The sequence below is a fragment of the Mesorhizobium sp. M0664 genome (genome assembly GCF_040320565.1).
Taxonomy (GTDB): domain Bacteria; phylum Pseudomonadota; class Alphaproteobacteria; order Rhizobiales; family Rhizobiaceae; genus Mesorhizobium.
Map to the genome: position 1 here is coordinate 1 of NZ_JAMYPW010000065.1, position 26,280 is coordinate 26,280.

Below are 26,280 nucleotides of genomic sequence, written 5' to 3' on the forward strand. Positions count from 1 at the left end.
AGTTCCCATCAGCCATCGCATCAAGAAATGCGCCTGGAACGACGACTATCTCATCAATGCCATCACTCATATGCGATAGCCCTGCACTTGAGGGGGAGATGTCCGGTAGGACAGAGGGGCTCGTCTCGCGTGGATCGGCGACCCCCTCTGTCGCCTTCGGCGACATCTCCCCCTCAAGGGGGGAGATTGGAAGCGCCTTATTCCGCCGGCGTCGTCTCCAGCGCAGCCTTGCGCCCAAAGCGCTGCACCACGAAACGGCCCATCTTCTGGCCGGGTACTTCGATCAGCGTGTAGGTGATCCAGGACAGCAGGCACACCACCGGCAAGACGACGACGGTGACGATCGCAAAGCGCAGCGGCGCCGACAATTCGTGGCCGAACTGGGTGATGACCAGAGCCGCGACCGGCTGGAGAACCAGCAGATGGATCAAATAGATGCTGAAGGAAAGCTCACCCATCAAATGAAAGAACCTGTTGGCGAGCGTCATGGCGATCTTTCTGGCCACGATGCCCATCGTTCCCGGCAGCATCCGGTAGAGAACCAGGGCAAAGAACCCCAGGACGAGCGCTTCCCGCATCAACAGCTTGCTCAGCCCATAGCCGCCGCCGAAGGGCAGCGCCGCCAGCAGCATGGCCAGTGCCAGATGCACGAAAGGCCGCTTCTGCCTTTGATGGACGACGCCCGCCAGCAGCATCCCGCACAGGAAAATCTGCATCTTCAACGGCAGGAACGACGGCATCGGAAAGTGGACCGACAATTGTCCCATCAAGAACACGATCGCGCTGCCGATCGCCGCGACCAGCATGGCCGCCCATAGCCAGTCAAGCCTGCGCACCAGCAGCATAATGGCCGGGAACAGCGCATAGAACTGCATCTCCAAGCCCAGGCTCCAATCGGGCAGCGGCGTGCGATAGGCGAAATTCGGCACCAGGCCGAACAGGAACAGCAGATGGGCGCCGATATTCTTCAGGCCGCTGTCGAGATAACGCTCGGGCGCCTGCGGCGACCGCAGCAGGAACTCGTCGATGATCATTCTCGACCCGTAGAGATAGGGGCCAAGCGCCAGGGCAACGAACAGCATGACGTAGAACAGCGGCGCTATCCTGAAATAGCGGCGGGTCCAGAATTTCAGCCAGGTTTCCGGCCTTTGCCAGGGCTCCTTGTCCTGGCGCAGCTGGTAGTGGAACACCATCAGGAAGCCGGACAGCATGATGAACAGATCGACGCCGAGGTCCGGTTCGCCAAGAATAGGAATCTGCCAGCCGGTCAACAACAAGCAGTGTCCGATGAGCACCCAGATCGCGGCAAGCGCCCGAAGCCCGTCCAGGCACTCGATGCGCGATGACCGGGCTTCTGTCATGCCGAACTCCTCGGTAGCCATGTTGCAATGCAGCATGGCGGCTGAGGGAGGAATGTCAACCGTGCGGAAGGAACACGATTTGCGCTCGGCTGTTACGGAAAACGCGGAACACCGCAGGGCAATTGTAGAGGCATGCACTTGAACACCCCCCTCTGTCCTGCCGGACATCTCCCCCTCAAGTGGGGAGATTGGCTGTCATCACGGTCTTCGCCAATTTTCGAGGGATGCAGAAAAGGCGCTGTCCTCCAAGCTGCCAATCTCCCCACTTGAGGGGGAGATGTCCGGCAGGACAGAGGGGGGCGCGAAGGATCGCGGCTTACGCGATCCCGGCAGGCAAGCTCCCGTCTATCTCTTCTTCAACCTTGCATGCCGGCGCCAGTACCACCAAGCGAGCACGCGGTTGCGGAACACTCTTCTCATGGCGCCCATGTCACACCCCCAGCAGCACGCGGCGCTGGCCGGTGAGCTCACTGGGCGACAGATCGGTCTTCACCGTGCCGGCAGTGCCGTCATTGGCCGCAAGCTGGGCCCGCAAGGCGGCTTCGCGCGCCTGTACGTCCTTGTCGGCAATGGTCGGTGTCGGTGGCAACGGCTTCAGCGCCGGCGGCTTTTGAAAAAGGCACATGGTTTTCTCCAAAGTGAGAGGCTCTTGTCCAGTCGTAGAGCAGAAAATCCTCGCCGTTCCGGCCATAGCCCGGCAGGCGGCAGCGTTGCGTCGCGCCCAGCCGGGCAAGCCAGCGCAGCGCTAGTTGATTGGCCGCCAAGGCGCGGGCCTCGACACGCCAGGCGCCGCGCGCGGCAACTTCAGGCCCGAGCACGGCATGAAAGAATTCCGTAATCCCAGGGACGCAGCGCCTCATGCGGCGCGTGCCCCAGCTCCAGGCGATCCACAGCCCGCTGCGCTGCTCGGCAGCGCCGAAGCCGGCCTCCGGATTGCCGTCGAGCTCGGCGACATAGGCAAACCCCTGCAGCGCCGTCAGCGCCAGCAGCGCCGGCGACCAGTGGTCGAACTGGCAATCGATCTCGGCCCGGTCCTCGAGCCGGAGGTTGGCAGCGATGTAGGAGAGGTCGCGCAAAGTGGCGGGAATGATGCGGAGGATCATGTTGGGTCACTTTCCGGCACGCTGCGAAGCGGAGAGCCCTAGGGAAACGAGGCGCCAAGCTAGATTGACTCTCTTTGCCGTCTGGATTTCCTTGGCCTGTGACTTGTGGATGTACCTATGGGAACAAGCGCATGACTTGTAGTAACTGCGCGCCGATCGAGGAGACCCGTACGATCTTTAGCACCGGTCGTCTCGCGGCGGCGATCACGATGGCCAAAGAGGCCATACGCGACGGTATTCTGCAGGAAGTACCGGGTGGTCCTATGTCGAGTGTCATCCCGTTTTCGGATCTCAACCCGGATGGACCATGGGACGATCTGCTTCGTTACCGCTTTCGGTGCACGACCTGCGCACAGGTTTTCTTGCTCTCCGCAGAGACCTATCATGGCAGCGGCGGCGAATGGGCTAAGGAGCCCGGCTAAGCTTTTCGGCGCTTCCTCACCGAAACGCCCCCAGCGGATCGGCCTGCCCGGCCTTTCGCCGCGCGGCCTTGAACACCGCCGGGTCGACTGCCGCCTCCCTCAGCATCATCACGCTGTAGCGTGTCGCCGCCATCAATTCGTCGCGCAGCTTCACCACCTGGCCGTCCCTGCGGTGATAGAGCCGGAACTCCTCGAACTTGAAGCGGCCGCTCTGCATGCGGTCGAGCATCTCCATCAGCCCGGCCTCGACCGATACCGAACCGTCGGCGAACTGCGCGCGGGTGCCGAGCCTCTACTTGTAAGCCACTGCTGCGCTTGCAGGTCCCGCCAACGGAATAATCTGGCAGCGACTAAACCTTGCCTCTTTGCACCACTCGGTGAACTGGGCGCTGGTGAAGTCAAACGCCTCGCCAAATTCGATCAGCATGTTCAGCGACATCATGAGACCGAAGCCGTTTTGCCTGCGTTCATCGTCGATGATGTTCTCGATGGCGACCAGCGCGCCGCCGGTCGGCAATGCACGATAGGCCTTGGCGATCAGCATTTTCTTGTTCTCGAGATTCCAGTCGTGAAGGATCATTCCCATCGTGATGATGTCCGCCTTGGGGAATTCGTCCGCGAAGAAGTCGATCGCCTCGGCGATGACCCGGCCGCCGAGATTGCGCTCCCTCAAGCGCCGTTCGGCGATCGGCTGCACATCGGCGAGATCGCACGTCCGGCATTGCATGTGCGGATGCCGCGCCGCGACGATGGCCGAAAGCTGCCCGGTTGCGCCGCCTATATCGGCCAGCGTCTTATAGTTGGAAAAGTCGAATTTCTCGGCAAACGCCGTGAAATTGCCCATGGAGATGCCGCTCATCGCGTCCATGAACTGCTCCAGGCGCGCCGGGTCCGCATAGAGCTCGCCGAACATCGACTTGCCTGTCTCCTTGATCTCGTTTTGAGGCTTTCCGGTTTGCAATGCCGGTGTGAGATCGCCCCAGAACCGATACAGTCGTGCGTTCGCCATCTCAAGGATTCCACCGATGTATTGGGGGCTCCGCTTGACCAGGAACAGCGCGGTTGATGGCGTATTGCCGTATTTGCCGGTTTCACCGGCGCCGTCCCTCTGCAGCAATCCGAGCGCGACGAGGGTGTCGAGAAAATCATACGTTGCGCGCGGATGCAGCCCCATCGCGCCTTGCAGTTCGAGGCCCGTTTTGGGGCCGTCCGCAAGCAGCGAGAAGAGTCCCAGTTCCACGGCGCTCAACAATGTCTTGGCTGGCCAGAACCCAAAGCCAATTTGCAGTATGTGGTCTGGAGAAATTCCGTTTTGCATCTGATCCTCCCTATCGGCGAATGCCCCCGTGAGGCCACGCCGATGCGTCCCTTGAGCGGGATCATTCGATGCTACACCACGTCCACGGACGTTCACTACAGTTTTCCAATCGGAGCCGGAGCGCATTGCCTGCCTCCCCGATTTTCCTCACCGAAACGCCCCCAGCGGATCGGCTTGCCCGGCCTTCCGCCGCGCCGCCTTGAACACCGCCGGGTCGACCTGCGCTTCTCTCAGCATCATCACGCCATACCGCGTCGCCGCCATCAAATCATCGCGCAGCTTCACCACCTGGCCGTCCCTGCGGTGATAGAGCCGGAACTCCTCGAACCACGGCAAAAGCGTCGCAAACACCTTGAAGCGGCCGCTCTGCATGCGGTCGAGCATGTCCATCAGCCCGGCCTCGACCGATACCGAACCGTCGGCGAACTGCGCATGGCCGGCGAGCATGTTCAGCCCATGTGCGGAATATTGCTTCGCCAGTGCGGTGCCGGCACCTTCCAGCGTCTCGCGGCGGCCGTCGCGCGGCCATGCCCATGGCAGCCAATCGCCCCACGGTTTCAAGGTCACCGCCTGCATGGCCGGAGTTTGCTGCGAAGCCCGGCAGGCCTTTGTGACATAGACGACATCGGCCTCCGTATCCCAGGCGAGCTCGACAGCCGCCGAGGGATGGTCCCAGCCGAAATCGAGGGCACCCAGCCGCGGCCAATAGCGCGGCAGCGGGAACGGTTCGCAGGCGATCAGCTCCTCGGCCACCGGAAAGATGCGGCCGGAGCCGAGCACCGGAATGCCTTTTGCCCTGGCTTCCCGCTCATGCGCCGGATAGGCGGCAACGATCTCGGCGCGCTGCTGCGGCGTATAGTGCTCGGCATCGTCGATGGTCATGAAGGTGACGTGACGGGTCATTGTGCGCCCTCGCGGCATTGAATCGTAGTGGCAGGCGCTGGACGGATGATGTTGTTTGACAAGGAACTTTCCGATGGCGGGACAGCGCCCCTCTCTGTCCTGCCGGACATCTCCCCCACGAGGGGGGAGATCGGATGCCACTCCAGCTTTCGCCAACCTCCAACGTCGACTGCAAAGCGCGGCCGGTGAAATTGCCAATCTCGCCCCTCGTGGGGGAGATGTCCGGCAGGACAGAGGGGGGCGCGAAGGAACGCAACGGATGAGAGGAGCGAATGCTTCTTTCCTGAACTTGCCTCACCCCCTCCCCATCCCTCCAACCTCCTCCGCCGACAAGAACAACAGCACCACATCGCTCATGCCGAGCAGCGGCGTGAAAGTGACGATGGTGATGCCGCCGGTGGCGTTGGTACGGGTCAGCCCTTCGGAATAGATGTCGAGCGGCGGCTCCTCGTCGAACCAGACGCCGTGCAGCGTTTCGCCCTGCCATTTCTCGCGGCCCTTCTCGTAGCTCTTGAACGACAACACCGATTCACCGGCCTGGACATCGCCGCCGCCGCCCCAGCGCACCACGACGCTGTCGAGCGCGCCCGGCGCCCGTCCCGCCATCGTGCTGACGAGGGCGTCGGCCGGGATCATGCCGGTGCCCCAGGCCGCCTGCTGCTGCGGCGGGCCGATCAGGATGCGCTGCGGGTTGTCGCGCGTGCTTTCGCCGGTGACGCCGGCCGCCCACATCCGAACCGGACAATCGAAAACCTTGCCTTGCCACCAATCTGGATAGCGGCCGGTGAGGTGCATCGCCCATTCGGCGCCGCCGGCCCTGGTCTTGCCGAGCTGGTTGCCGGCCATGAACAGGCGCTCGCGATTGGTCGCGCCGGCGGCGTGGAACTCGGCCTGTCGGGGATAAGGCCGATAGGCGGCAAGCTGGTTAGTGCGGCGCCTGCGGTCCATCTCCGCCAGCAGGCTGAGATATTCCGTCCTTGCCGCCCGGCTGTGCGAGGCCTTTTGCGAAGCCCGGCTTCTCGAGGATCGGCCTGAGGACGGCTTCGAGGCCGCGGATGCGCTGCCTGATTTCGTCATCGCTCAATGCATCCAGATTGTTGATGTTGACACTAATATCCTTGGGCAGCACCGACAGCACGAGCTTCAGGTACTGGTCGGGCTTTTCGGCGCGCACCTCGGCGATGACGCCGGCGCCATGGGCGCGAAAATCGGCGCGGATCGCTTCGAGAAAGCCGTCGGCCAGCGTCTTCTTCGGCCGCCTGGTTCGGCCGGGCTTGCCGGGTGCTTGATCGTGCGGCTGGGGATCGCCGGCGGAAGGAGCCTTGGCCATGCCCTACTCCGCCGTCCCGGCGGACATCGGCTTCTTGTTGCCTGGCCGCACGATGCGCTTGCGCGGCCTGGCCTTCTTGCCGGCGAGTGCCGACTTCGGCTTCCGCGGCTGGCTTGCGGGTTTCGCATCAGTCGTCGTGCCGGGCTTCATCGCACCGGCGTCAGGCAAGGCGTTCAGCCTTGCCCTGAGAATTGCCACCGCGTTGCCGTCGAGTGCTTCCGACGGGAAGCCGAAGCCGCCGACCGCATCGACGGTACCGCCGCGCACCATGCCGATCCGCACGCCGGCGGCGACCTGCTCGAAGCGGCCATGGCGTGCGTAGGGTGCGGCGCCGGCAAACTCGCCAATGGCGCTAACGACCTCGCGGCCGTCATCGTCGGTGATGATGGTGGCGTAACGGTTGGACATGGGGTGTTCTCTGAAATGGGCGCACGGGCGCGTTGGGAAATCTATGGACGATAGGTGATTGCGGACCGGGATAGTCGGTCGCGTTCATTCGCGCCGACATACCTCGGCAGCACACGCAACATTCGGTCGAACAGGAGCCCGAAATGAAAAACCCGCCTCGACGGGCGGGTCGTTGGAGCCAATTGGCACTATACCCAAATTAGTAGCATAGCTGCCGGCACAAAGCAAGAACAAAATGTGGCGCGGTGGCAGAAAAATGCGCTGCCGACCTCGCATCCCCGTCGGTGAACGGATGGAAAGAGGGGCGAAAAAGGCGGGGCATTGCGTGAGACTTGCGTTGATGGGATGGTGGTTGCGCTTGAGGGGAACGCGTCATGGGCAATGTCACCAGTCACTACGGCAGCGAGGGCAGCGACGGCATCGTCGATCGCATATTGGCCGCGATCCCGGACGCCGACCCGGCCGGCAAACTCGCGGCCGCGCAACTCTATCCGTTCGATCAGTTCCATGGCCGCGAACTGACCGCCACGCAGGAGCATGCGGCCCGTCTTGCTCCTTCGCCGACAGATCGAATCCTGGATATCGGCAGCGGCATTGGCGGGCCGGCAAGGTTTCTGGCCTCGGCCTATGGCTGCGAGGTCGACGGCATCGACCTGACACCAGCCTTTGTCGCCGCGTCGAGCCGACTGACCGCACTCAGCGGACTGGCAGACAAAGTTCGCTTCCATCAGGCCGACGCAACGAAACTGCCTTTTGGCGACAGCACCTTCGATGCGGCGATCTGCTTCTATGTGGGCATGAACATCGAGAACAAAGCCGCGGTCATCGACGAGGCCTGGCGCGTGCTGAAACCGCGAGGCAGGCTGATCTGGACCGAAGCCGTGCTCGCCGGCGGCGAGCCCTACTATCCCATGCCCTGGGCGGTTTCTGCGGCGACCAGCCACCTCGCCGATCGGGAAAAATTGAAAACCCTGTTTGTCGATGCCGGATTTCGCATCGACGAAATCGTCGACGAAACCGGCGAACATGTTGAGCTGGCGCTGAAGAGGGCCAATTCCGGCATCGTGCCCTCGCCGGCGCAGCAGCAGGCAAATGAAGTCGTCATGGGCGCGGAATTCCTGCAGCGCCGCCGCAACTATATCCGAAGCCTGAGTGACGGAAAGCTCGCCTCGCTCGCCGTGATCGTCTCCAAACCGGCCTGAAAACAAAAACCCGCCTCGGCGGGCGGGTCGTTGGAGCCAATTAGCACCATACCCAAATTAGTAGCATAGCTGCCGGCACAAAGCAAGAACAAAATGTGGCGCGCCGACAAAAAACCGAATTTCTCTTCGGCGCCTCGCGTTGCCCGCCAGCCACTTTGTGGGCGCGAACGCAGCATCGGCAATTGGCGCTTCCTCCATTTGCCGAGGCATCTCACCGGCCGACGAGCAGCCGCAGCCGCGGATCAGAACAGGCATTCGCGCGTTTGAACCCCAGCCAATGGGAGCAAAAGCCATGAACGTCGCCAATCTGCAACTCGAAGGCCTGCTGATGGCCATCGCATCGATCAATCAGGTCCTGGTCCGCAAGGGCGTGGTCTCCGTCGAGGAGATAGACATCGCCTTGCGCAAGGCCGAAGCCAGCGAGACCAACGAGGAAAGGTCCGAAGGCATGTCGGCGTCGAGCCGCGATGCCGTCAACTTCCCGATCCGGTTGCTGGAGTTGGCCAATCAATGTCAGCCGGAGACGGACATGCCGTCCTTCTCGAAACTGGCGCGCATGGTCGGTCAGATCAAGGAACCTTACAACGACCAGATGTGACGCGGCGACCGAGGATGACCGCCGCAGCAAGCTTTGGCATCACCCCCTGCCAAGCCTCAGCGCCAGGACGCGGCCCGGCCCGTGCACGGCGGCAAACAGCAGCCCGGCCAGGAAGGTGAAGTGATCGACGAAGAAGCCGAACTCCGCCTGGTTGCCGGCCCAGTGCGACGGCCCGTGGAAGGCAAAGCCGAGGAACAGCACATAGGCGCCGGCGACGAGTGCTGCCCATGAGAAGAAGGCGCCGGTCAAGAAGCATAGAACGAGGACGACCTCGAGCAGGGCTGCGCACCAGGCCAGGAACAGCGGGAATGGAAACCCGGCCGCCGCGATATAGCCGGCGGTGGCGCCGATATCGACGAATTTGAAGATCACGGCCATCAGGAAGACGGCGGCAAAGATCAGGCGGGCGATAAGGATTGCCGCGGTCTGCCACGGCGACTGAACGGATGATTGAGCGGTTTCCAAGGTCATGATGTCCTCCCAGAGTTGCGATGGTTGTGCCCCAAGGACGCACCACCAGCCGCAAGCCCGACATCATCCCCCGAAAAACCTGAGAGATACAAGCGCCGGCACCAAAGTGGCGCCTTCCCTTCTCCCCTTGTGGGAGAAGGTGTCGCCGAAGGCGACGGATGAGGGGTGCTCCAGCTTGGCGCCGGCGGCACTCCGTCCAACACCCCTCATCCGTCTCGGCGCTGCGCGCCGATCCACCTTCTCCCACAAGGGGAGAAGGAAGGTTGTACTACCCCACCTTGACCCCCGGCTTGCTGATCGGCTCGCGTACCGTTCCATACTGGCTGCCCCAGCGGTCGGTCATCGCCCAGCGTATGTCCCAGAGTTCCGGGAAGAAGCGGTGGCGGGCGCCGGCTTCCAGCAATTCGACCGGCCGGCCCTTCAGCGATTTCGCGCCGAGGCCGATCGTGCGGTGGATGAGATAGAGGTGGTTGGCACGGAATTTCTGGAACAGCTCGTCGAACTCGATCAGCGCTTCGGCAACGACATAGCTGTCGCCGTGATCGTAGCCGGTATCGTAGACATCCTCGACCGAAAGGCCGCGGTCGTCGAGGTACGACGCCTTGAAGGCCCGCCACAGATCGGGCGGCAGACGCAGCAGCTGCTTGAAACCCGGCGATTCCTGACCGCTGCCATTGCCGAGCTGCAGCCGGATCTGCTGGTACTCCTTGGGCGACATGGTTTCGAGCAGGTCGAGCTGCGCCGTCATCAGCCGGATCAGCCGATGCACGCGCCCCATCAGCGTGACGATGCGATGCGTGTCCTGCTTTTCCAGGAAATCAACGACATCGACCAGCGTATAGGCGATGAGCTTCATCCACAGCTCCTCGACCTGATGAACGATCTGGAACTGCAGCTCGTCGGCATTGACCATCTCGGCCAGCGGCTTCTGGCAGGCAAGCAGCCTGTCGCATTTGAGGTAGACGCCATAGTCGCGCATCTCAGGCGTTTCGATGCGGGCATAATAATCCTGCTTGTCCATGGCCATGCTCCCTGCCCCGGCCGTTGGGCCGCAGGCGCTTGTTGGATCCCGGTCCCTCGAGTCTAATCGCTTTCTTGCCGAACATTGTCCCTTTCTGTTATTCGATTGGCGGGAAACGAAGGACGAAAATTATCGCTGAAGCAGATTGGAAGAACGAATGATGCTGGATGCGGTCGACCGGAAGATCGTCGCGGCGCTCGAACGCGAGGCCCGCATCTCCTTTGCCGCGCTCGCCGATGAGGTCGGCTTGAGCAAGACGCCGTGCTGGAAGCGGGTCAAGGCGCTTGAGGATGCCGGCGTCATCCGCGGCTACTCGACCCGGATCGACCCGGCCAAGCTCGGCTTCGGCATCGAAGCCTTTATCCAGGTGTCGATCGATTTCGAACTGTCGGACGCCTTCGAGGCGGCAGTGCAGAAGCATCCGCTGATCCGCCGCTGCCACGCCACGACTGGCGAGGCCGACTATCTCCTGCAGATCGTCACCGTCGACATGATGGCGCTCGACAGGATGCTGCGCGAGGAGCTCAGCCGGCTGCCCGGCGTGCGGCGCACGATCACCTCGATGGCGATGCGCGAGATCAAGGGCGGCATCTCGTTCGCCAATGCCGTCGGGCATACGCAGACCAAGCGTTAGACCGGTCAGGCCCTGGTCATCAATTCGCGTCCCAGCCGCTTCGGTTGCTCGGCGCGCAGAACCACATTTGTCGTCACCGTGCCGTACCGGCCGATGCTGTCGACGATGCTTTCAAGATCGGGCGGTGACGGGACCACGACCTTGACCAGAAAACAATCCTCGCCGGTCACCCGCAGCACCTCGACCACCTCCGGCAATTGGGCGAACTTCTTCAGGCAGGCCTGGATATGCTCATGCGTGGTGCGCAGGCGGATGACCGCCATGGTGCCGAGCCCGAGCGCTGCCGAATTGATCACCGCCTTGTAACCGGTGATGACCCCGCGCTCCTCCAGCCGCTTCACCCGTTCCGAGGTGGCGGGCTGGGACAGTCCGACGCGGCGGCCAAGCTCGGAGATGCCGATGCGGCCATCCTCCTGCATGATCTCAATGATCGCCAGATCGGTGGGGTCGAGCCTTGGCCGATAATCGCCGTTCCGCATGATCGCCCTTTAATCCATCGGATTTCGTCGCTGCTTTCCGATGATCTCTCATTCCGCCACCTGGGAGAAGACCTAGAATTGCACGCGCTGCATCAGGAAAGAAGGGCTTCGCATGACCGACTTCATCATTGTGCCGGGCATCGGCGGATCGGGCAAAGCCCACTGGCAGACACGTTGGCAGCAGGCAAACCCGGCGATGCGGCGGTTCAACCCGGCGAGTTGGGACGCGCCGGACCTCGACGACTGGGTGGCTGCGCTGGAAACCGCTGTATGCCAGGCAAGGACACCGCCGGTGCTCGTCGCCCATAGCCTCGGCTGTCTGCTCGTCGTACACTGGCAGCGGATCTCCCGCCGCTCTATCGGCGGCGCGTTGCTGGTCGCGGTTCCGGACCCTGCGTCGCCGGCCTTCCCCTCCTCCGCCCGGGCCTTCGCCGACGCACCGCAACAACGGCTTCGCTTTCCGTCGCTGATTGTCGCCAGCACCAACGATCCCTACGGCTCGCTGGACTATGCCAGGGCGAAATCCGAGCGATGGGGCAGCGATCTCCATGTCGCCGGACCGCTTGGCCACATCAATGGCGACAGCGGGCTCGGCGACTGGCCGGCGGGAATGGAGCTGCTGACAGCTTTTCTAGGTCAAACGCAGGCAATCGCCCGAGGCGCCGTGCTTCAGCCGTAACCGCACCAGGACGGCTATCGCGCCGGCGCCCTGATCTGGCTTGCGCCGCGCCTCAGTTCGATGCTGCGGCAGGCGTGCTGAGTTCGAGGAACGGTACGGTCGAGCCCGGGATCATCGACTTCGGCAATTCGCCGTTCCACCTCTCCGCCTTGGTCAGTTCGACCAGCAGCGGATTGTTGGCGATTGCGGCGGCGCGAGCCTTGATGGCGCCCGCGGTCGCATCGCCTTCGACCCTGGTCTTGTAGGCGCTGGCCTCGGCTTCGGCCTTGACGCTGTCGGCGCGGCCCTTGGCCTGGGTGACGGCGATATCGGCCTTGATCTTTTCCTGCTGCAGGTTCTGTTCCTGCTTCTGCACCTCGACCTGCGCCGTCATCCTGGCTTCGACCGCCTGCTCGTAGGCATCGGAGAAGTCGATGTTCTCGACCTGCACGCTGTCGATCATCACCGGCCCGTCGGTTACCGCCGCGATGGCCTCGGCGACGTCCTTGTTGAACTTCGCCCGGTTCTGGATAACCGACACCGCGTCGTACTGGCCGAACACCGTCTTGATCTCCTGCGGTGCCTTCCTGGCAATGACACGGTCGGCCAGTGCCTCGATCGATCCATAATTGGTGTAGACGTTGCTGACTTCGGCGGCCGGCACGTGGAAATTGACGGTGACGCGCATGTCGGCCGGCTGCTGGTCGCGCGAATAGGCCTGCATGGCCGGCAGGCCGCTGCAATCGTTCTGGTTCTCGCAGCCCCATTTGAGCACCTGCTGGCGCAGGCTGATCTTCTCGACACGCTGTAACCACGGCAGCTTGAAATGCAGTCCGGGATCAACGACCGAACTCAGCGCTCCGTTGGTCAAGAGCACGCCGCGGTCGCCCTGATCGATCGTGTACCAGGATCCAAACAGCGCAAAGACGCCGAGCGCCACGATGACAAGTGCGATCAGGCCGGAACCGATCGACCCCGATGCCATCCCCGGCTTGCCCTGCGGACGGCTTGAATTGCCTTGCGTTTCGGTCATCACCCCACCCCAACCTGATTGCCCGTGCTGCTTTTGCCCACAATAGTGGCGGCATTGCAATCCTCTGGATATGGAAAGACCTTCGGGGCAGCCGGCCGGACCGGCGGGTGGTTCAGGGTGGCTAGCCGATTTCCCCTGCAGCCGCGGCTGCGGGCTGGGACGCGTTGCCTGGCGTCTGCTTCTGCCGTCCGGCATCGGTTCTGCGCTTCGGGCAATCCTCGTAGTCGTGGTCGCAGATTGCGAAGGCTTGCGCACCGGCAAGGTCGATTTCGCCACGGAACCGCTGCCGCCGCATGAAAGTTATCTGCTCATTGCAACGGGAGCACAGGACATGGCCGACGACCCGAACCGCTACGAGACCGGAGCGAGGAAATATCCGGCAAAGACGAGCCCCGACGCGGCCGACGAATTTTCGCAGGATGCGGCCGGCAACAAGCCACCTCCCGGCGGCATGGGATTGACCAGGCCGGCTGACGATTTCGATGACAGGACCCTGCATTCGGAGGGCCAGAACCCGCCGCGCGCAGCGATCCGGCCAGACGGCAAGGCCACCGCCAAGAAGCCCGGCAAGGACGCAAGACGATGAACGTCGCCAATCTTCAGCTCGAAGGATTGATGATGGCGATCGCGGCCGTCAACAACGCGCTGGTCCACAAGGGCCTGCTGTCGGTCGACGAGGTCGACATGGCGTTGCGCCGGGCCGAGGCGGCGATGACCAGCGAGGAGCGTCTCTATGAAGACATGTCGCCATCCAACCGCGACGCCGTCTGCTTTCCGCTCAGGCTGCTGCAGGCGGCCAACAATGCCCAGGGTGAAACCGGCGTACCGTCCTTTGCCGAACTGGCCAGGATGGTCGGCCGGACAAAGGAGCCCTATAACGACCAGATGTGATGGAGGACGCCATGGCCGACGACAAATCCAAGACCAAGCAGGATCGCAAACTGGTCTCAGGCGAAGAGCCTTACGAGGTCGCTGCCTTTGCCCGCAAATACGGCATACCGCAAAGCGAGGCCGCGACCATCATCAAGCGCTACGGCCCCTCGAGGAGGAAGCTCGACGCGCATATGGCGAGCCGCAACGCCTGATCCAATTCTAGCGGTGGCCGCCGTTCACGCCGGAAGCGTCCCTGCCCTGCCGCCTTGTCGAGAGTATCGGCACCGTCAGCCGTGACCTGTCGGGTTCGCCCCTGTGGGGATTCAACGCCTGGTTTTGACAGCCGCGGAATACTCTCGCGGCGCAACAACTCATTTACCTCGACGCTGTACCAGTCCGATGAGCAAAGCCGGGGGGTCGGATGCAGGAACAATTATTGCGCTACGAATGTGTCATGGAGCCGAACGGCCGATGGATGGTGTGGGACATCGTTCACGATCTGCCGGCGCAATTTTCGCAAATCGCGCTGATCGGCCTGAGCCGTCGTGAAGCGGTTTCGCTCTGCCGGCTGCTCAACGAGACGAGCCGTTCCGAGACGCGGCAGAGCCGGGCCTCCTGAGAAGCATGCTCTCAGGCCTGCCCAAGCGCGAGGGGATCTACATGCGATCGACAATATTCGGTCTGGTCCTGCTGCTGCCGGCCGCCGCCCTGGCAGAACCGATCGAGACGCAGAAGATCATCACGGCGGCGACCGGCGACTGGAACAGCGACGGCGCCGCCGATCTGGCGATGATCGTGGAGACCGAGCCCGGCCATCCCATGGACATGTATTTTTTCCTCAAGGATCGCGATGGCGATTTTCTAAAACCTGCCGGGGTCGTGCATGAACAGATTTACGGCGAATGGAAGGATTATGACCGGCCGGGCCCCGCCACATCCGACACCGAGCCCGAACTCACCGCGCTCCCCAACGGTTCGATCAAGCTCTATGTTCCGGCGATGGAGATCGGCAGCGAGCGGACCAATAAGACGCTGACGCTCGCCTGGCGCAACGGCACGTTCGTCGTCGCCGGTTTTGCCTACGATTATTGGGATTACATGGACGACAATGTTGCCGGCGACTGCGACTACAATGTGCTGACCGGCAAGGGCAAAAGCAGCAAGAAGCTGGCGGACGGCAGCACCAGGCAAGCGACCGTATCGGTCGAAGGCAAGGTCATCCCATTTGCGGAATGGACCCCGGGCACTGGCTTCAGCGCTTGCGGAGAGTGAGAGGTTTCAGTTGCCTCACTGCAGCGGCGGCTTCCACAGCAGGCTGTTGCGATCGGCGGACTTGACGCGCAGCCAGGTTTCGCGGCCATCGCGCAGCACCCGGAGCGGGATCTCGGCACCCGCCGGGCCGCTCTTCCAAAGCTTGCGATAAAAATCGGCAAGCCCATCGACCGCCGTGTCGCGGACATCCGAGATGACATCGCCTTGGCGAAGGCCCGCCTGGGCGGCTGGACCGCCCTCGGCGACGCTCATCACCACGACCTTGCCGTCGCTCTCGGCCGAGAAGGCGCCGAGCCACGGCCGCGGCGGCCTGGCGACCTGCCCGCGCGTCAGCAGATCGTCGAGGATGGGCGGCAGAAGATCGATCGGCACCACCATGTTGATGTCGGCGACCTCGCCGTTGCGGCTCATCTGCAGGCGCAGTGAACCGATGCCGAGCAGCCTGCCATCCGCGCCGATGAGGCCGGCGCCGCCCCATGAGGGGTGAGCCGGCGCCGTGAAGATCGCCTCGTCGAGCAGATATTCCCAATAGCCGGCGAATTCCTGCTTGGTGACGATCCGCGCCCGCACGGAGCGGCCGACGCCGTCGGCGAGCACGACGGGATCGCCGATCTTGGCCCTGGACGCATCGCCGAGCGCAATGGCGGGCAGCCCGAGCGGCGCCAGCGCCTGCACCAGGCCGAAGCCCGACTCCTGGTCGTAGGCGAGCGCATGGGCGGGAACGACGCGCCCGTCCTGGTCGGCCAGCCAGACCTCCTCGGCCTCGGTGATGAGATAGCCGATGGTGAGTACCAGCCCGTCGCCGCGGATGACCACGCCACTGCCCTCGCGGCGGGTGCCAAGTGTATTTGCCGTGAAGGCGTCCTCTGGCACGGTGGCGCGGACGGCCACGATGGATCGCAAAAGGGGTTCGATATTCATGCTTTGGTTCCTGGCAATGTTCGCAGCTGATATGGGCTATAAGTATGGCGCAGGTGATCAGGCGCAAGAGGTGGCGCCGGCTTTGGCGTGGACCGGCGCCGCGCCGTTCGCGCCGGGGTTTTGCAACAGCGCCGGCAGCCCTATCTGTACCTACGGCTATCCCAAGCTGCCCTATGCAAAGTTCCTCCGCCATTGCCCACGTTGATATCTGATATCCTCCCAACCCAACCCTTCCAAAGGCCTCCCAAATGAACGACTACGCAACGGACCAATACACGCCGCCAAAAGTCTGGACCTGGAACAAGGCAAATGGCGGCGCTTTCGCCAGCATCAACCGGCCGATCGCGGGCCCGACGCACGACAAGAAACTGCCGGTCGGCAAGCATCCGCTGCAGCTTTATTCGCTGGCGACACCGAACGGCGTCAAGGTGACGATCATGCTGGAGGAACTTCTGGCGCTCGGCCACAGCGGCGCCGAATACGACGCCTGGCTTATCAGGATCAACGACGGCGACCAGTTCGGCAGCGGCTTCGTCGAGGTCAACCCCAACTCGAAGATCCCGGCCATGATGGATCGCAGTGGGAAAAAGCCGGTCCGCATCTTCGAATCCGGCTCGATCCTGCTCTACCTCGCCGAAAAATTCGGCGAATTCCTGCCGACGGAGCAGCCGGCTCGCGCCGAGACGCTGTCATGGCTGTTCTGGCAGATGGGCTCGGCGCCCTATCTCGGTGGCGGCTTCGGCCATTTCTACGCCTATGCGCCGACGAAGATCGAATATGCCATCGACCGCTTCGCCATGGAAACCAAGCGGCAGATGGACGTGCTCGACCGACGCCTCGCCGAAAGCGAGTATTTAGGCGGCAGCGACTATACGATTGCCGACATTGCGGTGTGGCCCTGGTATGGCGGGCTGGCCAAGGGCCGTATGTATGACGATTCCGGCGAGTTCCTGCAGGTGGAGCAGTACAAGAACGTGCAGCGCTGGGCCGACGCCATCGACGCGCGGCCGGCGGTCAAGCGCGGCCGCATGGTCAACCGCACCTTCGGCGAGCCTTCGATGCAGCTGCACGAGCGCCATGACGCCAGCGATTTCGAGACCAAGACGCAAGACAAGCTCGCGGCGGCCAAAAGCTAAGCGGACGACTGAAACTGCTGATCTCCCCCCACAATGGGCAGGGCTATTGCAGATGGAAAGCCGAGGCTTTCGCTCTACGATGGACCCCCACCCCTAACCCCTCCCCACAAGGGGGAGGGAGACTTCCGTTGGCGCTGACCTCGGCAAATTGCCTGCCTTTCGGCGCCAAAAGGGGAAGTAAGGGCGCGCGGCAGCATTCCCTCCCCCTTGTGGGGAGGGTTAGGGTGGGGGTCCATCTTCGTAAGAATCCAAATGCGATTGCCCTGCCACAAGGGGGGAGATCGGCAGCTTCGGCCGACTGCTCAAGCTCGCCTTCACCGCCGCCATCCACAGCCGGTCGATGTTGGCCAGGAATTTCTCGTCGAGCTTTTCGAGGTGCTTCCAGTACATGCCGTCCTCGAAGAAATAGCCGAGTTCCTTCTCGATCCTGTCGGCCTCCTCCGCCTGATCGAGCCGCAGGCCGGCAAGCATCTCGGCCTTCATTTCCGAAAGCCGCGAGGAAGAAAGCGCGCCGACTTCATCGAGCGTCAGCCGCGGGAAGACCAGCCGGCTGCGCGGCAGGTCGGATAGGTTGACGCACAGGCAGCCGCGCCGAAGCGCATGGATGAGCAGGCGGGCCGACTTCGCCTCGAGGTTGCGCAGGGTGACGTCGTTGCGCAGCGGATCGGCGCGGCCGACGCCGTAAAAATGCGTGTTGCCGGGCTGGTCGTAAATCATGTCGCAGCCAAGGAATGCCAGCACGTCCGGCTTCTGACTGTGGATCGTCCAGTAGGCCGCCGTCATCGACATGGTGCCCCCGGCATAGACGAAGCCGCCAAAGCTGTTTTGCGCCGGCACGTAATGCGAGGCGCTGAAGATCTGCGCCTGCTGCAGGGGACCGCCTTGCGGCATCCGCTCCGCCGGGAAATCGCCGGCATGGACCAGGAAATCCCAGTCGGGCCGCACGCGCCAGGCGTTGTTGATGGCGACGATCTTGCCGAAGGCCTGCTTGGGCCAGGCGGCGCAACGCACGACATCGGGGGCGCTGCCGATCAGCAAGATCACGTTTGGCGTTCCGTCGATCACCACAACCCTCTCGACCGGCCGAAATGCATCTCGATGCCGCCCGGGTGAACGGCTTTATAGCCTCAACCGCCCATCGAAAACACCAGCCGGATTTAGGCTGCATCAACGAAAGGGAGCTTGCCAGCCGGTTGTAAAATGTGGCCTTAGGCACAGTCGTACAAGCAGCAGGCAGGTTTTCCCGCTAGCCCAAAAACGACGATATGAGTTGGGCGATATATATTAGTTGGCTAAACTAGCGGAACGTCCAACGCACATTCCCAGAACCGAACATGTCCTGTCTAGACCATGATATCTATATGGGACATTACTGCATAAGCTGAATGCGACCTCGACGGTTCGGCGGCACAGCCCTCAGACGCCGCGGCTTTGCCGCCGCGCCTTTCGCCCCGGATCCGTAGATCAACCGGACGACGAACAGGAAATATCCAACCTGCATGACGATCAAGGTCAAGATCGTCCAGGCCAGCGTCTTCCAGATTGAACCCGTCGCAAAGTAAGTCGAGATCGCCACGATGGACGATGTGGTGGTCAGCCCCACCAGGAACTGTGGAAAGTTCATGACTTTTCTGCGCCGCCCCGAAACTCGCAACAGCCGGGACGAACTCCCCTAACCCATTACCCCGGGCCAACGTTTTCACTATTTTAGCAATTGCGCAAGCACCAAATAGAACAGCAGTTAACGCATGCTTCCGTGATGAAGGGCTGCATGTCAGGTCACCAAGGTGGGCTGGCTTGGACAGCGGCTGCGCGTCCCCTACTCCCCAGCAACCTCCCTATACGCCCTCACCGCCCCATCAAGCCCACGTATTCGCCACGTCTCCCCTTCGCGCGCCTCGAGATAGGACGGGCCGAGCGGGACTTTCCCTCCGCCGTCCGGCAGGTCCAGCACGTAGACGGGATTGCAGATGCCCGACAGGCGCGCACGCAAGGCGCTGACCAGCGCCTGGCCCGCGGCGATCGTGGTGCGCCGGTGCGCCATGCCGCGCACGAGATCGCCGTGGTGCAGGTAATAGGGTTTGACGCCAAGGCGATACATCAGCTCGCGGCACAGCTCTTCCAGCACCTCGACCGTATCGTTCACGCCTTTCAGCAGAACGCTCTGGTTCAGCAGCACGAAGCCGCCCTGCCGCAACGTGCGGCAGGCCCGCTCGGTCGCCTCCGTGATTTCGCGTGGATGGTTGAAATGGGTGACGACAGTGACTATCAGCCGGCCCTGCAAGGCTTGAATCAACCCGCCGGTGACGCGCGACGGCAGCGCGACGGGTACGCGAGTGTGGATGCGCAACAGCCGCACATGCTGGATCGCCTCGACACGGGCGCGGATTTCCGCCAGCGCCCTGTCCGGCAGCGACAGCGGGTCGCCGCCGGTCAGGATCACCTCGCGGATTTCCGGATGGGCCGCGATATAGGCGAAGGCCGGCTCCAGCGCCTCGCGCGAAAAACCCCGGCCGATCGAGGTCAGCTGCTCCTTGCGAAAGCAGAACCGGCAATAGACCGCGCATTGATAGGTCGGGAACAACAGAACCCGGTCGGCATGTCGATGCGTCAATCTAGGCACGGGACTGAAGGCGTGGTCGGCGATCGGATCGTCGAGTTCGCCCTCCTGCTCTGCCAGTTCGTCGGGCGACGGGATGACCTGAAGCCGTATCGGATCGGCGGGGTCGTTCCAGTCGATCAGGTCGAGATAGGCCTTGGGAATGCGAACCTTGTGGCGCGTGGCCGCGGCTTTGGCCGCCGCCCGCTCGGCTGGCGACAGCGGCAGCGAATCCAGATCGCCTACCTGCCGCACGCCCTCGCGAACATCGTCCCGCCATGCGGCATCCGCCTCGCGAGCGCGCCGGTCATCGGCTGCCACGCCGGCCGCATCGACCGCCATGCTGGCGTCGGGGATGTCGGGATGTGAGGTCATCGCAGGCTCCTTGAATTTCGGGCCGGGGTACAGCATTGAAGCCAGGACTTGAAGGCAATAAGCGGTGTTTGGCCGGATTGGAGGGCGCGGCAGGAAGCCACAACCGGCCATGATCAGAACAATCGTCCAACATCGCTGACGCAAAACATTAGCTTGCTCTTATATTAGCTTGAGCGTATACACATAAACGGCCGGTGATCTACCCCCCAACCGGTTAGGCTCGGCGCCAGTTCCCTCCCTACCCCTCAGGTCAACGACGCCGGGCCGCTCGGGCCCGCCCGGTCGCCCGCGGTCGAGACCGGATCGTCGGCCTCTTCGATGTCGATCATGCCCCCTGCTCAAGCAGCACCCAGCTGAACATGCCAGCTGAACACATCGGCGATGCCCGCGTCTCTCGGCCTTCCCGTCGCCGGCCGCGGTCGCTAATCTCGGATTGTGAAAAAGCTGGAGAACAGCGTATGGCGAACGACTTGTCGCCAAGGCTTTTGGAGATCGTCAATGCGCTGCCTTTGCGGCAGGGCATGCGAGTGCTGGAGATCGGCTGCGGACCGGGTGCTGCAGCGCGCGAGATCGCGCGCCGGATCGGCGGCGGGCACGTGCTGGCGATCGACCGCTCAGCCAAGGCCATCGCGCAGGCCGGGGCCGCCTCGCGCGCCGAGATTGCGGCAGGCCGGCTGAGCCTTCGCCAGATCGCCATCGAGGATTTCGAGTTGGAGGCCGATGAGAAGCACTTCGACATTGCCGTTGCGGTGCGCGTCGGCGCGCTGGACGGGCGTCATCCCGAAGCAGGAAAAATTGCCCTGCGACGGCTCAAGGCGGCGTTGACCGCGCAAGGCCGGCTGTTCATCGACGGCGGCGATCCGCTGCGCGAAATTGCGATACATGGCTGAGCACCTCGTGCTTGGCCCCCGGAATCGAGCGTCTACGTGACCGTGCGCGGCAGAGCCGGCCTCAGCTCCGCAACCCCGGCGCCTCCTGCCCGGTGCGCTCGACATATTCGGTATAGCCGCCGCCATAGGTGTGGATGCCCTCGGGCGTCAGTTCCAGCACCCGGTTCGACAGCGCCGCCAGGAAATGGCGGTCGTGCGAGACGAACAGCATGGTTCCCTCGTACTGCGACAGTGCCGTGATCAGCATCTCCTTGGTGGCGATGTCGAGGTGGTTGGTCGGCTCGTCCAGCACCAGCAAATTGGGCGGATCGAACAGCATCAGCGCCATCACCAGCCGCGCCTTCTCGCCGCCCGACAGCACGCGGCATTTCTTCTCGATCTCGTCGCCGGAAAAGCCGAAGCAGCCGGCCAGCGCCCTGAGCGGCGCCTGGCCGGCCTGCGGAAACGCATCTTCCAGCGTCTGGAACACGGTGCGCTCGCCCTCCAGCACTTCCATGGCGTGCTGGGCGAAATAGCCCATCTTGACGCTGGGCCCGCGCGCCACCGTGCCATTGTCCGGCTCGGAAGCGCCAGCGACCAGCTTCAGCAGCGTCGACTTGCCGGCGCCGTTGATGCCCATGATGCACCAGCGCTCGCGGCGGCGCACCTGAAAATCCAATCCCTCGTAGATCGAGCGGCTGCCATAGCCCTTGTGCACGTTCTTCAGCGTCACCACGTCCTCGCCGCAGCGCGGCGCCGGCTGGAAGTCGAACGATACCTTCTGGCGGCGCTTGGGCGGCTCGACCCGGTCGATCTTGTCCAGCTTCTTCACCCGGCTCTGTACCTGGGCGGCATGCGAGGCACGCGCCTTGAAGCGCTCGATGAAGGCGATCTCCTTGGCCAGCATCGCCTGCTGGCGCTCGAACTGCGCCTGCTGCTGCCTGTCGGCAATCGCCCGCTGCTGCTGGTAGAATTCGTAGTTGCCGGAGTAAGCAGTCAGCGAACCGCCGTCGATCTCGACCACCTTGTTGACGATGCGGTTCATGAACTCGCGGTCGTGCGAGGTCATCAGCAGCGCGCCGTCATAGTTCTTCAGGAACTGCTCCAGCCAGATCAGGCTTTCCAGGTCGAGATGGTTGCTCGGCTCGTCGAGCAGCATGGCGTCGGGCCGCATCAAAAGGATCCTGGCCAGTGCCACGCGCATTTTCCAGCCGCCGGACAGCTTGCCGACGTCGCCGTCCATCATCTCCTGGCTGAAGCCGAGGCCGTCCAGCACCTCGCGCGCCCGGCCATCCAGCGCGTAGCCGTCGAGCTCCTCGAAGCGGTGCTGCGCCTCGCCGTAGCGGGCGATGATCTCGTCCATCTGGTCGGCCTGGTCAGGGTCGCCCATGGCGTGCTCGAGCTCGCGCATCTCGGCCGCCACTTCGCTGACCGGTCCGGCGCCGTCCATCACTTCGGCCACCGCACTGCGGCCTTCCATGTCGCCGACATCCTGGCTGAAATAGCCGATGGTGACGCCGCGATCGACCGAGACCTGGCCTTCGTCGGGCTGCTCCTCGCCGTTGATCATGCGAAACAGCGTCGTCTTGCCGGCGCCGTTAGGCCCGACCAGCCCGACCTTCTCGCCCTTCTGCAACGCGGCGGAGGCTTCGATGAAGACGATCTGCCTGCCGTTCTGCTTGCTGATGCTTTCGAGACGAATCATGGTTTTCCGGGGAAGGCCAAAGGAGAGTTCCTGCGCCAATACGCGATAGACCGCGCCGGCGGAAGCCCGCAGTAGTGAGGCGCCCCGCGCCAAATTGTCTGAACCCGCCAGTTGCTTCCCGGCTGGATCAGGCTTTGACGGCGTAGGGATGAGCCGGCGGATCAGCTATCGGTCAGGGCTTTTGTCGTCGCCAGCTTGACCCCGGCGGCGGCAAATGCCGCATTGTGCCGGGCGATGATCTCCGCGGCGGTCTCGCTGGCCGCGTCGAGCGTGCTGTGGGCGTCGGAAACCACGGTGACGCCCAGGCCCGCTGCAAAGGCGCCCTTCACCGTGGCCGCCACGCAGAAATCGGTCTGCGCGCCGATCAGAACGACCTCGCCGGCGCCCTGCCCGGCCACCCATTCTGCAAGGGCGGCATTGCTGAACGCATCGCCGACACACTTGGCGAAAGTCGGCTCGTCCTCGGCCTGGCCGAGCGCCGGCCACACCGGCCAGCCCGGCTCACCCGGCGCCAGAGGATCGCCCTGCGGCCCGTCATGCCTGATGAAGGCGACTTTGCGCCCGCTGCGCCGCGCCCATTCGATCAGCGCGCGGGTGCGGGCAACGATGCCGTCGGCATCATGGATCGGCGGTTCGGCAACACCGTCGAACATGCCGGTCTGAAGGTCAATCACGATGAGCGGCGCAGCGGCCGCGGGGCTGGTCTCTGACATGGACGCGAGCATAGCGTGGGTGGTAGGCGGGTCAAGTATACGCGCCGAAGCCGACGCTGGAGCTGCTGATCTCCCCCTCGTGGGGCAGGGCTATCGCAGGTGGAAAGCCGAGGCTTTCGCTCTACGATGGACCCCACCCCTAACCCCTCCCCACAAGGGGGAGGGAGACTTCCGTTGGCACTGACCTCGGCAAATTGCCTGCCTTTCGGCGCCAAAGGGGAAGTAAGGGCGCGCGGCAGCATTCCCTCCCCCTTGTGGGGAGGGTTAGGGTGGGGGTCCATCTTCGCAAGAATCCAAATGCGATTGCCCAGCGCAACAGTGGGGTGTCCAAGCCCCGGCGACGAAATTGGATATCCCGCAATCAATCCGGCGCCCCGGCGAAAAGCACCATCCTATCGGCGCCGCCAGCCGGCCAGTCCCTGATGCTGCGGTCGTAGCCGCCGGTCAGCACCGTGCCGCCCGCGGCAAAGGCAACCGCATAGATCGGGCCGGACTGGCTGTCGAACATGGCGAGCTGGTTGCCGGTCTGCCGGCGGTGAAACTGAGGCCGTTCGGCACCTCGCGAGCACGCCTCGCCCAGCGCCAGATACGCCTCGATGAAGCAAGCCGTGCCGATCACGATCATGAGGGCTGCAAGCAGCCTGTCAGCAAACCTGTTCATCTATCCGCTCTGCAATGATGGCGCTCGGCGCCTGGCTGTCGGTGATGGCTCAAGTCCACCCCAGCCCTTCGGCAGCAGCCGCAGGCATCGCCGCGTTTGCCGGGAGGCCGGTCGCGCGCTAGATCGCTGGCAGAGGCTAAGGCGAGGCCAGCAATGGACGATTGGAAGCTCCCTTGGGACGGCGGTTGCCTGTGCGCCGGAATACGCTTTCGCATCAGCGCCCCGCCCTTGCTGACGATGGCGTGTCACTGCGCCGGCTGCCAGAAGCTGAGCGCCAGCGCGTATTCCCTGACCATCGCCGTGCCCAGCGACGGTTTCGCCGTCACCCAGGGCGAGCCGGTGGTCGGCGGCCTGCACGGCCCGCACCGGCAGCTCTATTGCCCGCATTGCAAGAACTGGATGTTCACGCGCCCGCATGGCCTGGACTTTTTCGTCAACGTTCGTGCGACCATGCTGGACCAGCACCAATGGTACGTGCCTTTCGTCGAAGTCTTCACGTCGGAAAAGCTGCCCTGGGCTTCGACCGCCGCTAGCCACAGTTTCGCTACGCAGCCCGACCTCGAGGGATACGCCCCTCTGATCGAGGCGTTCGCCCGCGAAGCGGCGCGGCCAACTTGACTGGTTGCCGCCCGGAAAGGCGGCGCCAGCCTCCGTGCCTCACTTCAACTCCACCCAGACCGGCGCATGATCGCTGGCGCCGGTCTCGCCGCGCACGTCGCGGTCGATGCCCGCCGCTACCAGCCGGCGCGACAGCTTCTTACTGAGCAAGATATGGTCGAGGCGCAGGCCGGCATCGCGCGGCCAGCGGTTGCGGCGATAGTCCCAGAATGTGTAGAGCGTCTCGTTCGGGTGCTTCTTGCGCAGCGCGTCAAGCCAGCCCTGGTCGAGCAGCCGCTGGAACGATGCGCGGCTTTCCGGCTGGACCAGCGCGTTGTCGTCATAGGAGCGGGTCGGGTAAATGTCGCGCGGCTCGGGCACGATGTTGTAGTCGCCGGCCAGCACCACCGGCAGGCCGGTGTCGAGCAACTGCGCCGCATGCGCCTCCAGCCTTTCGTGCCAGTTGAGCTTGTACTGGAATTTCGGGCCGGGCTGCGGATTGCCGTTCGGCGCGTAGAGGCAGGCGACGACGATGCCGTTGACCGCAGCTTCGATGTAGCGCGCCTGCTGATCGCTATCGTCGCCGGGCAGCGCCTCGCGGGTCAGAACGGGTTCTGCGCCACGCGAAAGGATGGCGACGCCGTTCCAGGTCGGCTGCCCGACCCAAACCGCGCCGTAGCCGGCCGCCGCCAGCGCAGTGCGCGGAAACTGCGTCTGTCTCGCCTTGAGCTCCTGCAGGCAGGCGATGTCGGGTTTGGCGGCGGCCAGCCATGCGAGCAGGTTCGGCAGCCGGCTGTTGATGTTGTTGACGTTGAAGGTGGCGATCTTCATCGGCCTGCTTCAGCGCACGATGCGTTCGGTCCACGCCTTCACCGCATCAGCGAGCGTCTTCAGATGATCGGCGGTGGAGAAGCCGGAGATATTTTTGCGCGGCTTCAGATCATGGTCGCCGTCTTCCAGCCAGAAGATCTCGATTGCGTCGGACAGTGCATAGTTCGCGACCTCGTCTTTGGTCCCGAACTCGTCGCGCGTGCCCTGGAAGATCAATGTCGGCGTCTTGAGATCGGCGAGGTGTTTTGTCCGAAGCTGCGTCGGTTTGCCCGGTGGATGGAAGGGATAGCCGAGACAAAGCAGGCCCGAGATCTCGCCATTCGAAAACATCTCGTCGGCGATCATCGAAGCGACGCGTCCGCCCATCGACTTGCCGCCGATGATCAGCGGACCCTTCACGCCCTTCGCCCGGAGGTCGGCGATCGCCTTGACGTATTCCGGGTTAACCGTCTCGGCGCGCGGCGGCGGCTTGCGGTGGCCGTAGCGGCGAGCCGCCATGTAGTGGAATTCAAAGCGCGCGACGCGGAAGCCGGCCTCGGCCAGCGCTTTTGCCGTGGCTGTCAGCGAGGGGGAGTCCATAGGAGCGCCTGCGCCATGGGCGAGCAGGACCGTGATGGCGGCGGTGTCGGGGCCGTCGAAGAGGAAGGTTGTCATGGGGACTCCAACGCTGGTGACCCCTTCTCCCCTTGTGGGAGAAGGTGACCGAGCGAAGCTCGGTCGGATGAGGGGTGTTCCAGGGAACGCCGACGCCTCATTTCTTCCAACACCCCTCAACCGTCTCGGCGCT

Annotated in this window: 32 protein-coding genes and 3 pseudogenes; 14 read left to right on the plus strand and 21 right to left on the minus strand. The window is 63.5% G+C overall.

Annotation, left to right across the window (positions count from 1 at the left end):
* Nucleotides 1–197: 197 nt before the first annotated feature.
* Entirely contained in the window at nt 198–1,361 is a 1,164-nt protein-coding gene (locus NKI39_RS31745; protein ID WP_352836850.1) for an acyltransferase family protein, read from the minus strand.
* 509 nt (nt 1,362–1,870) lie between these two features.
* Nucleotides 1,871–2,464: a hypothetical protein gene (locus tag NKI39_RS31750; protein ID WP_352836853.1), complete on the minus strand. Its 594-nt coding sequence runs from the start codon at nt 2,462–2,464 to the stop codon at nt 1,871–1,873.
* A gap of 131 nt (nt 2,465–2,595) precedes the next feature.
* Between NKI39_RS31750 and NKI39_RS31755 the strand changes: the two genes are divergently transcribed.
* On the plus strand, nt 2,596–2,886 hold the full coding sequence (locus NKI39_RS31755) for a hypothetical protein (protein WP_352690833.1): 291 nt from the start codon (nt 2,596–2,598) through the stop codon (nt 2,884–2,886).
* Between the two features lie 16 nt (nt 2,887–2,902).
* Here NKI39_RS31755 and NKI39_RS31760 read toward each other — a convergent pair.
* The 6 genes and pseudogenes from NKI39_RS31760 to NKI39_RS31785 all read right to left on the minus strand — a co-directional run.
* Nucleotides 2,903–3,175, minus strand: a pseudogene (locus tag NKI39_RS31760) (phage terminase large subunit family protein); the annotation flags it as partial.
* Between the two features lie 3 nt (nt 3,176–3,178).
* The gene (locus NKI39_RS31765) at nt 3,179–4,330 is read right to left on the minus strand and encodes a methyltransferase (protein ID WP_352836855.1); all 1,152 of its coding nucleotides are present in this window, start codon (nt 4,328–4,330) and stop codon (nt 3,179–3,181) included.
* 21 nt (nt 4,331–4,351) lie between these two features.
* Nucleotides 4,352–5,101: pseudogene (locus NKI39_RS31770) on the minus strand (phage terminase large subunit family protein); the annotation flags it as partial.
* Between the two features lie 336 nt (nt 5,102–5,437).
* Nucleotides 5,438–6,055 (minus strand): annotated as a pseudogene (locus NKI39_RS31775) (terminase large subunit domain-containing protein); the annotation flags it as partial.
* Complete coding sequence (locus NKI39_RS31780) at nt 6,033–6,437, minus strand: hypothetical protein (RefSeq protein WP_352836858.1); 405 nt, start codon at nt 6,435–6,437, stop codon at nt 6,033–6,035. The pseudogene NKI39_RS31775 and the gene NKI39_RS31780, both read right to left, overlap by 23 nt.
* Before the next feature lie 3 nt (nt 6,438–6,440).
* Nucleotides 6,441–6,845: a hypothetical protein gene (locus NKI39_RS31785; RefSeq protein ID WP_352770646.1), complete on the minus strand. Its 405-nt coding sequence runs from the start codon at nt 6,843–6,845 to the stop codon at nt 6,441–6,443.
* 374 nt (nt 6,846–7,219) lie between these two features.
* Between NKI39_RS31785 and NKI39_RS31790 the strand changes: the two genes are divergently transcribed.
* Both NKI39_RS31790 and NKI39_RS31795 read left to right on the plus strand, forming a co-directional pair.
* Nucleotides 7,220–8,047 (plus strand): class I SAM-dependent methyltransferase, encoded by an 828-nt coding sequence (locus NKI39_RS31790; RefSeq protein ID WP_352472084.1) that lies wholly within the window; start codon nt 7,220–7,222, stop codon nt 8,045–8,047.
* A 292-nt stretch (nt 8,048–8,339) separates the two neighbouring features.
* The gene (locus NKI39_RS31795; RefSeq protein ID WP_352472199.1) at nt 8,340–8,645 is read left to right on the plus strand and encodes a hypothetical protein; all 306 of its coding nucleotides are present in this window, start codon (nt 8,340–8,342) and stop codon (nt 8,643–8,645) included.
* 39 nt (nt 8,646–8,684) lie between these two features.
* Here NKI39_RS31795 and NKI39_RS31800 read toward each other — a convergent pair whose 3' ends face one another.
* Together NKI39_RS31800 and NKI39_RS31805 are read right to left on the minus strand one after the other, a co-directional pair.
* Complete coding sequence (locus NKI39_RS31800; protein WP_352836861.1) at nt 8,685–9,116, minus strand: DoxX family protein; 432 nt, start codon at nt 9,114–9,116, stop codon at nt 8,685–8,687.
* Between the two features lie 268 nt (nt 9,117–9,384).
* Nucleotides 9,385–10,137 carry a tryptophan 2,3-dioxygenase family protein gene (locus NKI39_RS31805; RefSeq protein ID WP_352836863.1) on the minus strand — a complete coding sequence of 251 codons (753 nt, stop codon included), beginning with the start codon at nt 10,135–10,137 and terminating at the stop codon, nt 9,385–9,387.
* A 157-nt stretch (nt 10,138–10,294) separates the two neighbouring features.
* Here NKI39_RS31805 and NKI39_RS31810 point away from each other — a divergent pair, with 157 nt between their 5' ends.
* On the plus strand, nt 10,295–10,771 hold the full coding sequence (locus NKI39_RS31810; RefSeq protein WP_502897310.1) for an Lrp/AsnC family transcriptional regulator: 477 nt from the start codon (nt 10,295–10,297) through the stop codon (nt 10,769–10,771).
* A gap of 5 nt (nt 10,772–10,776) precedes the next feature.
* Here NKI39_RS31810 and NKI39_RS31815 read toward each other — a convergent pair whose 3' ends face one another.
* Nucleotides 10,777–11,250, minus strand: coding sequence for an Lrp/AsnC family transcriptional regulator (locus tag NKI39_RS31815; protein WP_352472087.1), 474 nt, complete (start codon nt 11,248–11,250; stop codon nt 10,777–10,779).
* A gap of 112 nt (nt 11,251–11,362) precedes the next feature.
* Here NKI39_RS31815 and NKI39_RS31820 point away from each other — a divergent pair, with 112 nt between their 5' ends.
* Nucleotides 11,363–11,929 carry an RBBP9/YdeN family alpha/beta hydrolase gene (locus NKI39_RS31820; RefSeq protein ID WP_352836866.1) on the plus strand — a complete coding sequence of 189 codons (567 nt, stop codon included), beginning with the start codon at nt 11,363–11,365 and terminating at the stop codon, nt 11,927–11,929.
* A 52-nt stretch (nt 11,930–11,981) separates the two neighbouring features.
* On the opposite strand, the gene NKI39_RS31825 is transcribed toward NKI39_RS31820, so the two are convergent.
* Nucleotides 11,982–12,941 carry a prohibitin family protein gene (locus NKI39_RS31825; protein WP_352465360.1) on the minus strand — a complete coding sequence of 320 codons (960 nt, stop codon included), beginning with the start codon at nt 12,939–12,941 and terminating at the stop codon, nt 11,982–11,984.
* 226 nt (nt 12,942–13,167) lie between these two features.
* Between NKI39_RS31825 and NKI39_RS31830 the strand changes: the two genes are divergently transcribed.
* The 5 genes from NKI39_RS31830 (at nt 13,168) to NKI39_RS31850 (ending at nt 15,086) form a co-directional block, all read left to right on the plus strand.
* A complete protein-coding gene (locus tag NKI39_RS31830) occupies nt 13,168–13,527 on the plus strand; it encodes a hypothetical protein (RefSeq protein ID WP_352773097.1) in 360 nt (119 codons plus the stop codon).
* On the plus strand, nt 13,524–13,832 hold the full coding sequence (locus NKI39_RS31835) for a hypothetical protein (protein WP_352472092.1): 309 nt from the start codon (nt 13,524–13,526) through the stop codon (nt 13,830–13,832). The genes NKI39_RS31830 and NKI39_RS31835 overlap by 4 nt, the downstream gene beginning before the upstream one ends.
* An 11-nt stretch (nt 13,833–13,843) precedes the next feature.
* On the plus strand, nt 13,844–14,026 hold the full coding sequence (locus NKI39_RS31840) for a DUF3606 domain-containing protein (protein WP_023675702.1): 183 nt from the start codon (nt 13,844–13,846) through the stop codon (nt 14,024–14,026).
* Nucleotides 14,027–14,235: 209 nt separating this feature from the next.
* Nucleotides 14,236–14,433 (plus strand): hypothetical protein, encoded by a 198-nt coding sequence (locus tag NKI39_RS31845; RefSeq protein ID WP_352472094.1) that lies wholly within the window; start codon nt 14,236–14,238, stop codon nt 14,431–14,433.
* A 41-nt stretch (nt 14,434–14,474) separates the two neighbouring features.
* The gene (locus NKI39_RS31850) at nt 14,475–15,086 is read left to right on the plus strand and encodes a hypothetical protein (RefSeq protein ID WP_352472095.1); all 612 of its coding nucleotides are present in this window, start codon (nt 14,475–14,477) and stop codon (nt 15,084–15,086) included.
* Nucleotides 15,087–15,101: 15 nt separating this feature from the next.
* Here NKI39_RS31850 and NKI39_RS31855 read toward each other — a convergent pair whose 3' ends face one another.
* A complete protein-coding gene (locus NKI39_RS31855) occupies nt 15,102–16,007 on the minus strand; it encodes a S1C family serine protease (RefSeq protein WP_023675699.1) in 906 nt (301 codons plus the stop codon).
* Here NKI39_RS31855 and NKI39_RS31860 point away from each other — a divergent pair.
* Both NKI39_RS31860 and yghU read left to right on the plus strand, forming a co-directional pair.
* The gene (locus NKI39_RS31860) at nt 16,006–16,212 is read left to right on the plus strand and encodes a hypothetical protein (RefSeq protein ID WP_352836870.1); all 207 of its coding nucleotides are present in this window, start codon (nt 16,006–16,008) and stop codon (nt 16,210–16,212) included. The genes NKI39_RS31855 and NKI39_RS31860 overlap by 2 nt on opposite strands.
* Before the next feature lie 43 nt (nt 16,213–16,255).
* Nucleotides 16,256–17,143 (plus strand): glutathione-dependent disulfide-bond oxidoreductase, encoded by an 888-nt coding sequence (gene yghU / locus NKI39_RS31865; RefSeq protein ID WP_352453698.1) that lies wholly within the window; start codon nt 16,256–16,258, stop codon nt 17,141–17,143.
* A 219-nt stretch (nt 17,144–17,362) separates the two neighbouring features.
* Here the strand turns inward: yghU and NKI39_RS31870 are convergent, their stop codons facing one another.
* The 3 genes from NKI39_RS31870 to NKI39_RS31880 form a co-directional block, all read right to left on the minus strand.
* Nucleotides 17,363–18,187, minus strand: a complete 825-nt coding sequence (locus tag NKI39_RS31870) for a hypothetical protein (RefSeq protein WP_352490956.1) — start codon at nt 18,185–18,187, stop codon at nt 17,363–17,365.
* Between the two features lie 325 nt (nt 18,188–18,512).
* The gene (locus NKI39_RS31875; protein WP_352472098.1) at nt 18,513–18,767 is read right to left on the minus strand and encodes an exopolysaccharide production repressor protein; all 255 of its coding nucleotides are present in this window, start codon (nt 18,765–18,767) and stop codon (nt 18,513–18,515) included.
* Nucleotides 18,768–18,962: 195 nt separating this feature from the next.
* Nucleotides 18,963–20,084, minus strand: a complete 1,122-nt coding sequence (locus NKI39_RS31880; RefSeq protein WP_502898643.1) for a KamA family radical SAM protein — start codon at nt 20,082–20,084, stop codon at nt 18,963–18,965.
* A 491-nt stretch (nt 20,085–20,575) separates the two neighbouring features.
* Here NKI39_RS31880 and NKI39_RS31885 point away from each other — a divergent pair, with 491 nt between their 5' ends.
* Nucleotides 20,576–21,007 carry an SAM-dependent methyltransferase gene (locus NKI39_RS31885; protein ID WP_023675692.1) on the plus strand — a complete coding sequence of 144 codons (432 nt, stop codon included), beginning with the start codon at nt 20,576–20,578 and terminating at the stop codon, nt 21,005–21,007.
* 61 nt (nt 21,008–21,068) lie between these two features.
* Here NKI39_RS31885 and NKI39_RS31890 read toward each other — a convergent pair whose 3' ends face one another.
* From NKI39_RS31890 to NKI39_RS31900, 3 genes are all read right to left on the minus strand, one after another.
* Nucleotides 21,069–22,691 (minus strand): ABC-F family ATP-binding cassette domain-containing protein, encoded by a 1,623-nt coding sequence (locus NKI39_RS31890; RefSeq protein WP_352836876.1) that lies wholly within the window; start codon nt 22,689–22,691, stop codon nt 21,069–21,071.
* 161 nt (nt 22,692–22,852) lie between these two features.
* Nucleotides 22,853–23,404 carry an isochorismatase family protein gene (locus tag NKI39_RS31895; protein ID WP_352472102.1) on the minus strand — a complete coding sequence of 184 codons (552 nt, stop codon included), beginning with the start codon at nt 23,402–23,404 and terminating at the stop codon, nt 22,853–22,855.
* 361 nt (nt 23,405–23,765) lie between these two features.
* Nucleotides 23,766–24,065, minus strand: a complete 300-nt coding sequence (locus NKI39_RS31900; protein WP_352501204.1) for a WD40 repeat domain-containing protein — start codon at nt 24,063–24,065, stop codon at nt 23,766–23,768.
* Between the two features lie 153 nt (nt 24,066–24,218).
* Between NKI39_RS31900 and NKI39_RS31905 the strand changes: the two genes are divergently transcribed.
* Complete coding sequence (locus tag NKI39_RS31905) at nt 24,219–24,683, plus strand: GFA family protein (RefSeq protein WP_352836879.1); 465 nt, start codon at nt 24,219–24,221, stop codon at nt 24,681–24,683.
* Nucleotides 24,684–24,722: 39 nt separating this feature from the next.
* Here NKI39_RS31905 and NKI39_RS31910 read toward each other — a convergent pair whose 3' ends face one another.
* A complete protein-coding gene (locus NKI39_RS31910) occupies nt 24,723–25,493 on the minus strand; it encodes an exodeoxyribonuclease III (protein WP_352472106.1) in 771 nt (256 codons plus the stop codon).
* A 9-nt stretch (nt 25,494–25,502) separates the two neighbouring features.
* The gene (locus NKI39_RS31915) at nt 25,503–26,147 is read right to left on the minus strand and encodes an alpha/beta hydrolase family protein (RefSeq protein WP_352836883.1); all 645 of its coding nucleotides are present in this window, start codon (nt 26,145–26,147) and stop codon (nt 25,503–25,505) included.
* Nucleotides 26,148–26,280 lie beyond the last annotated feature (133 nt).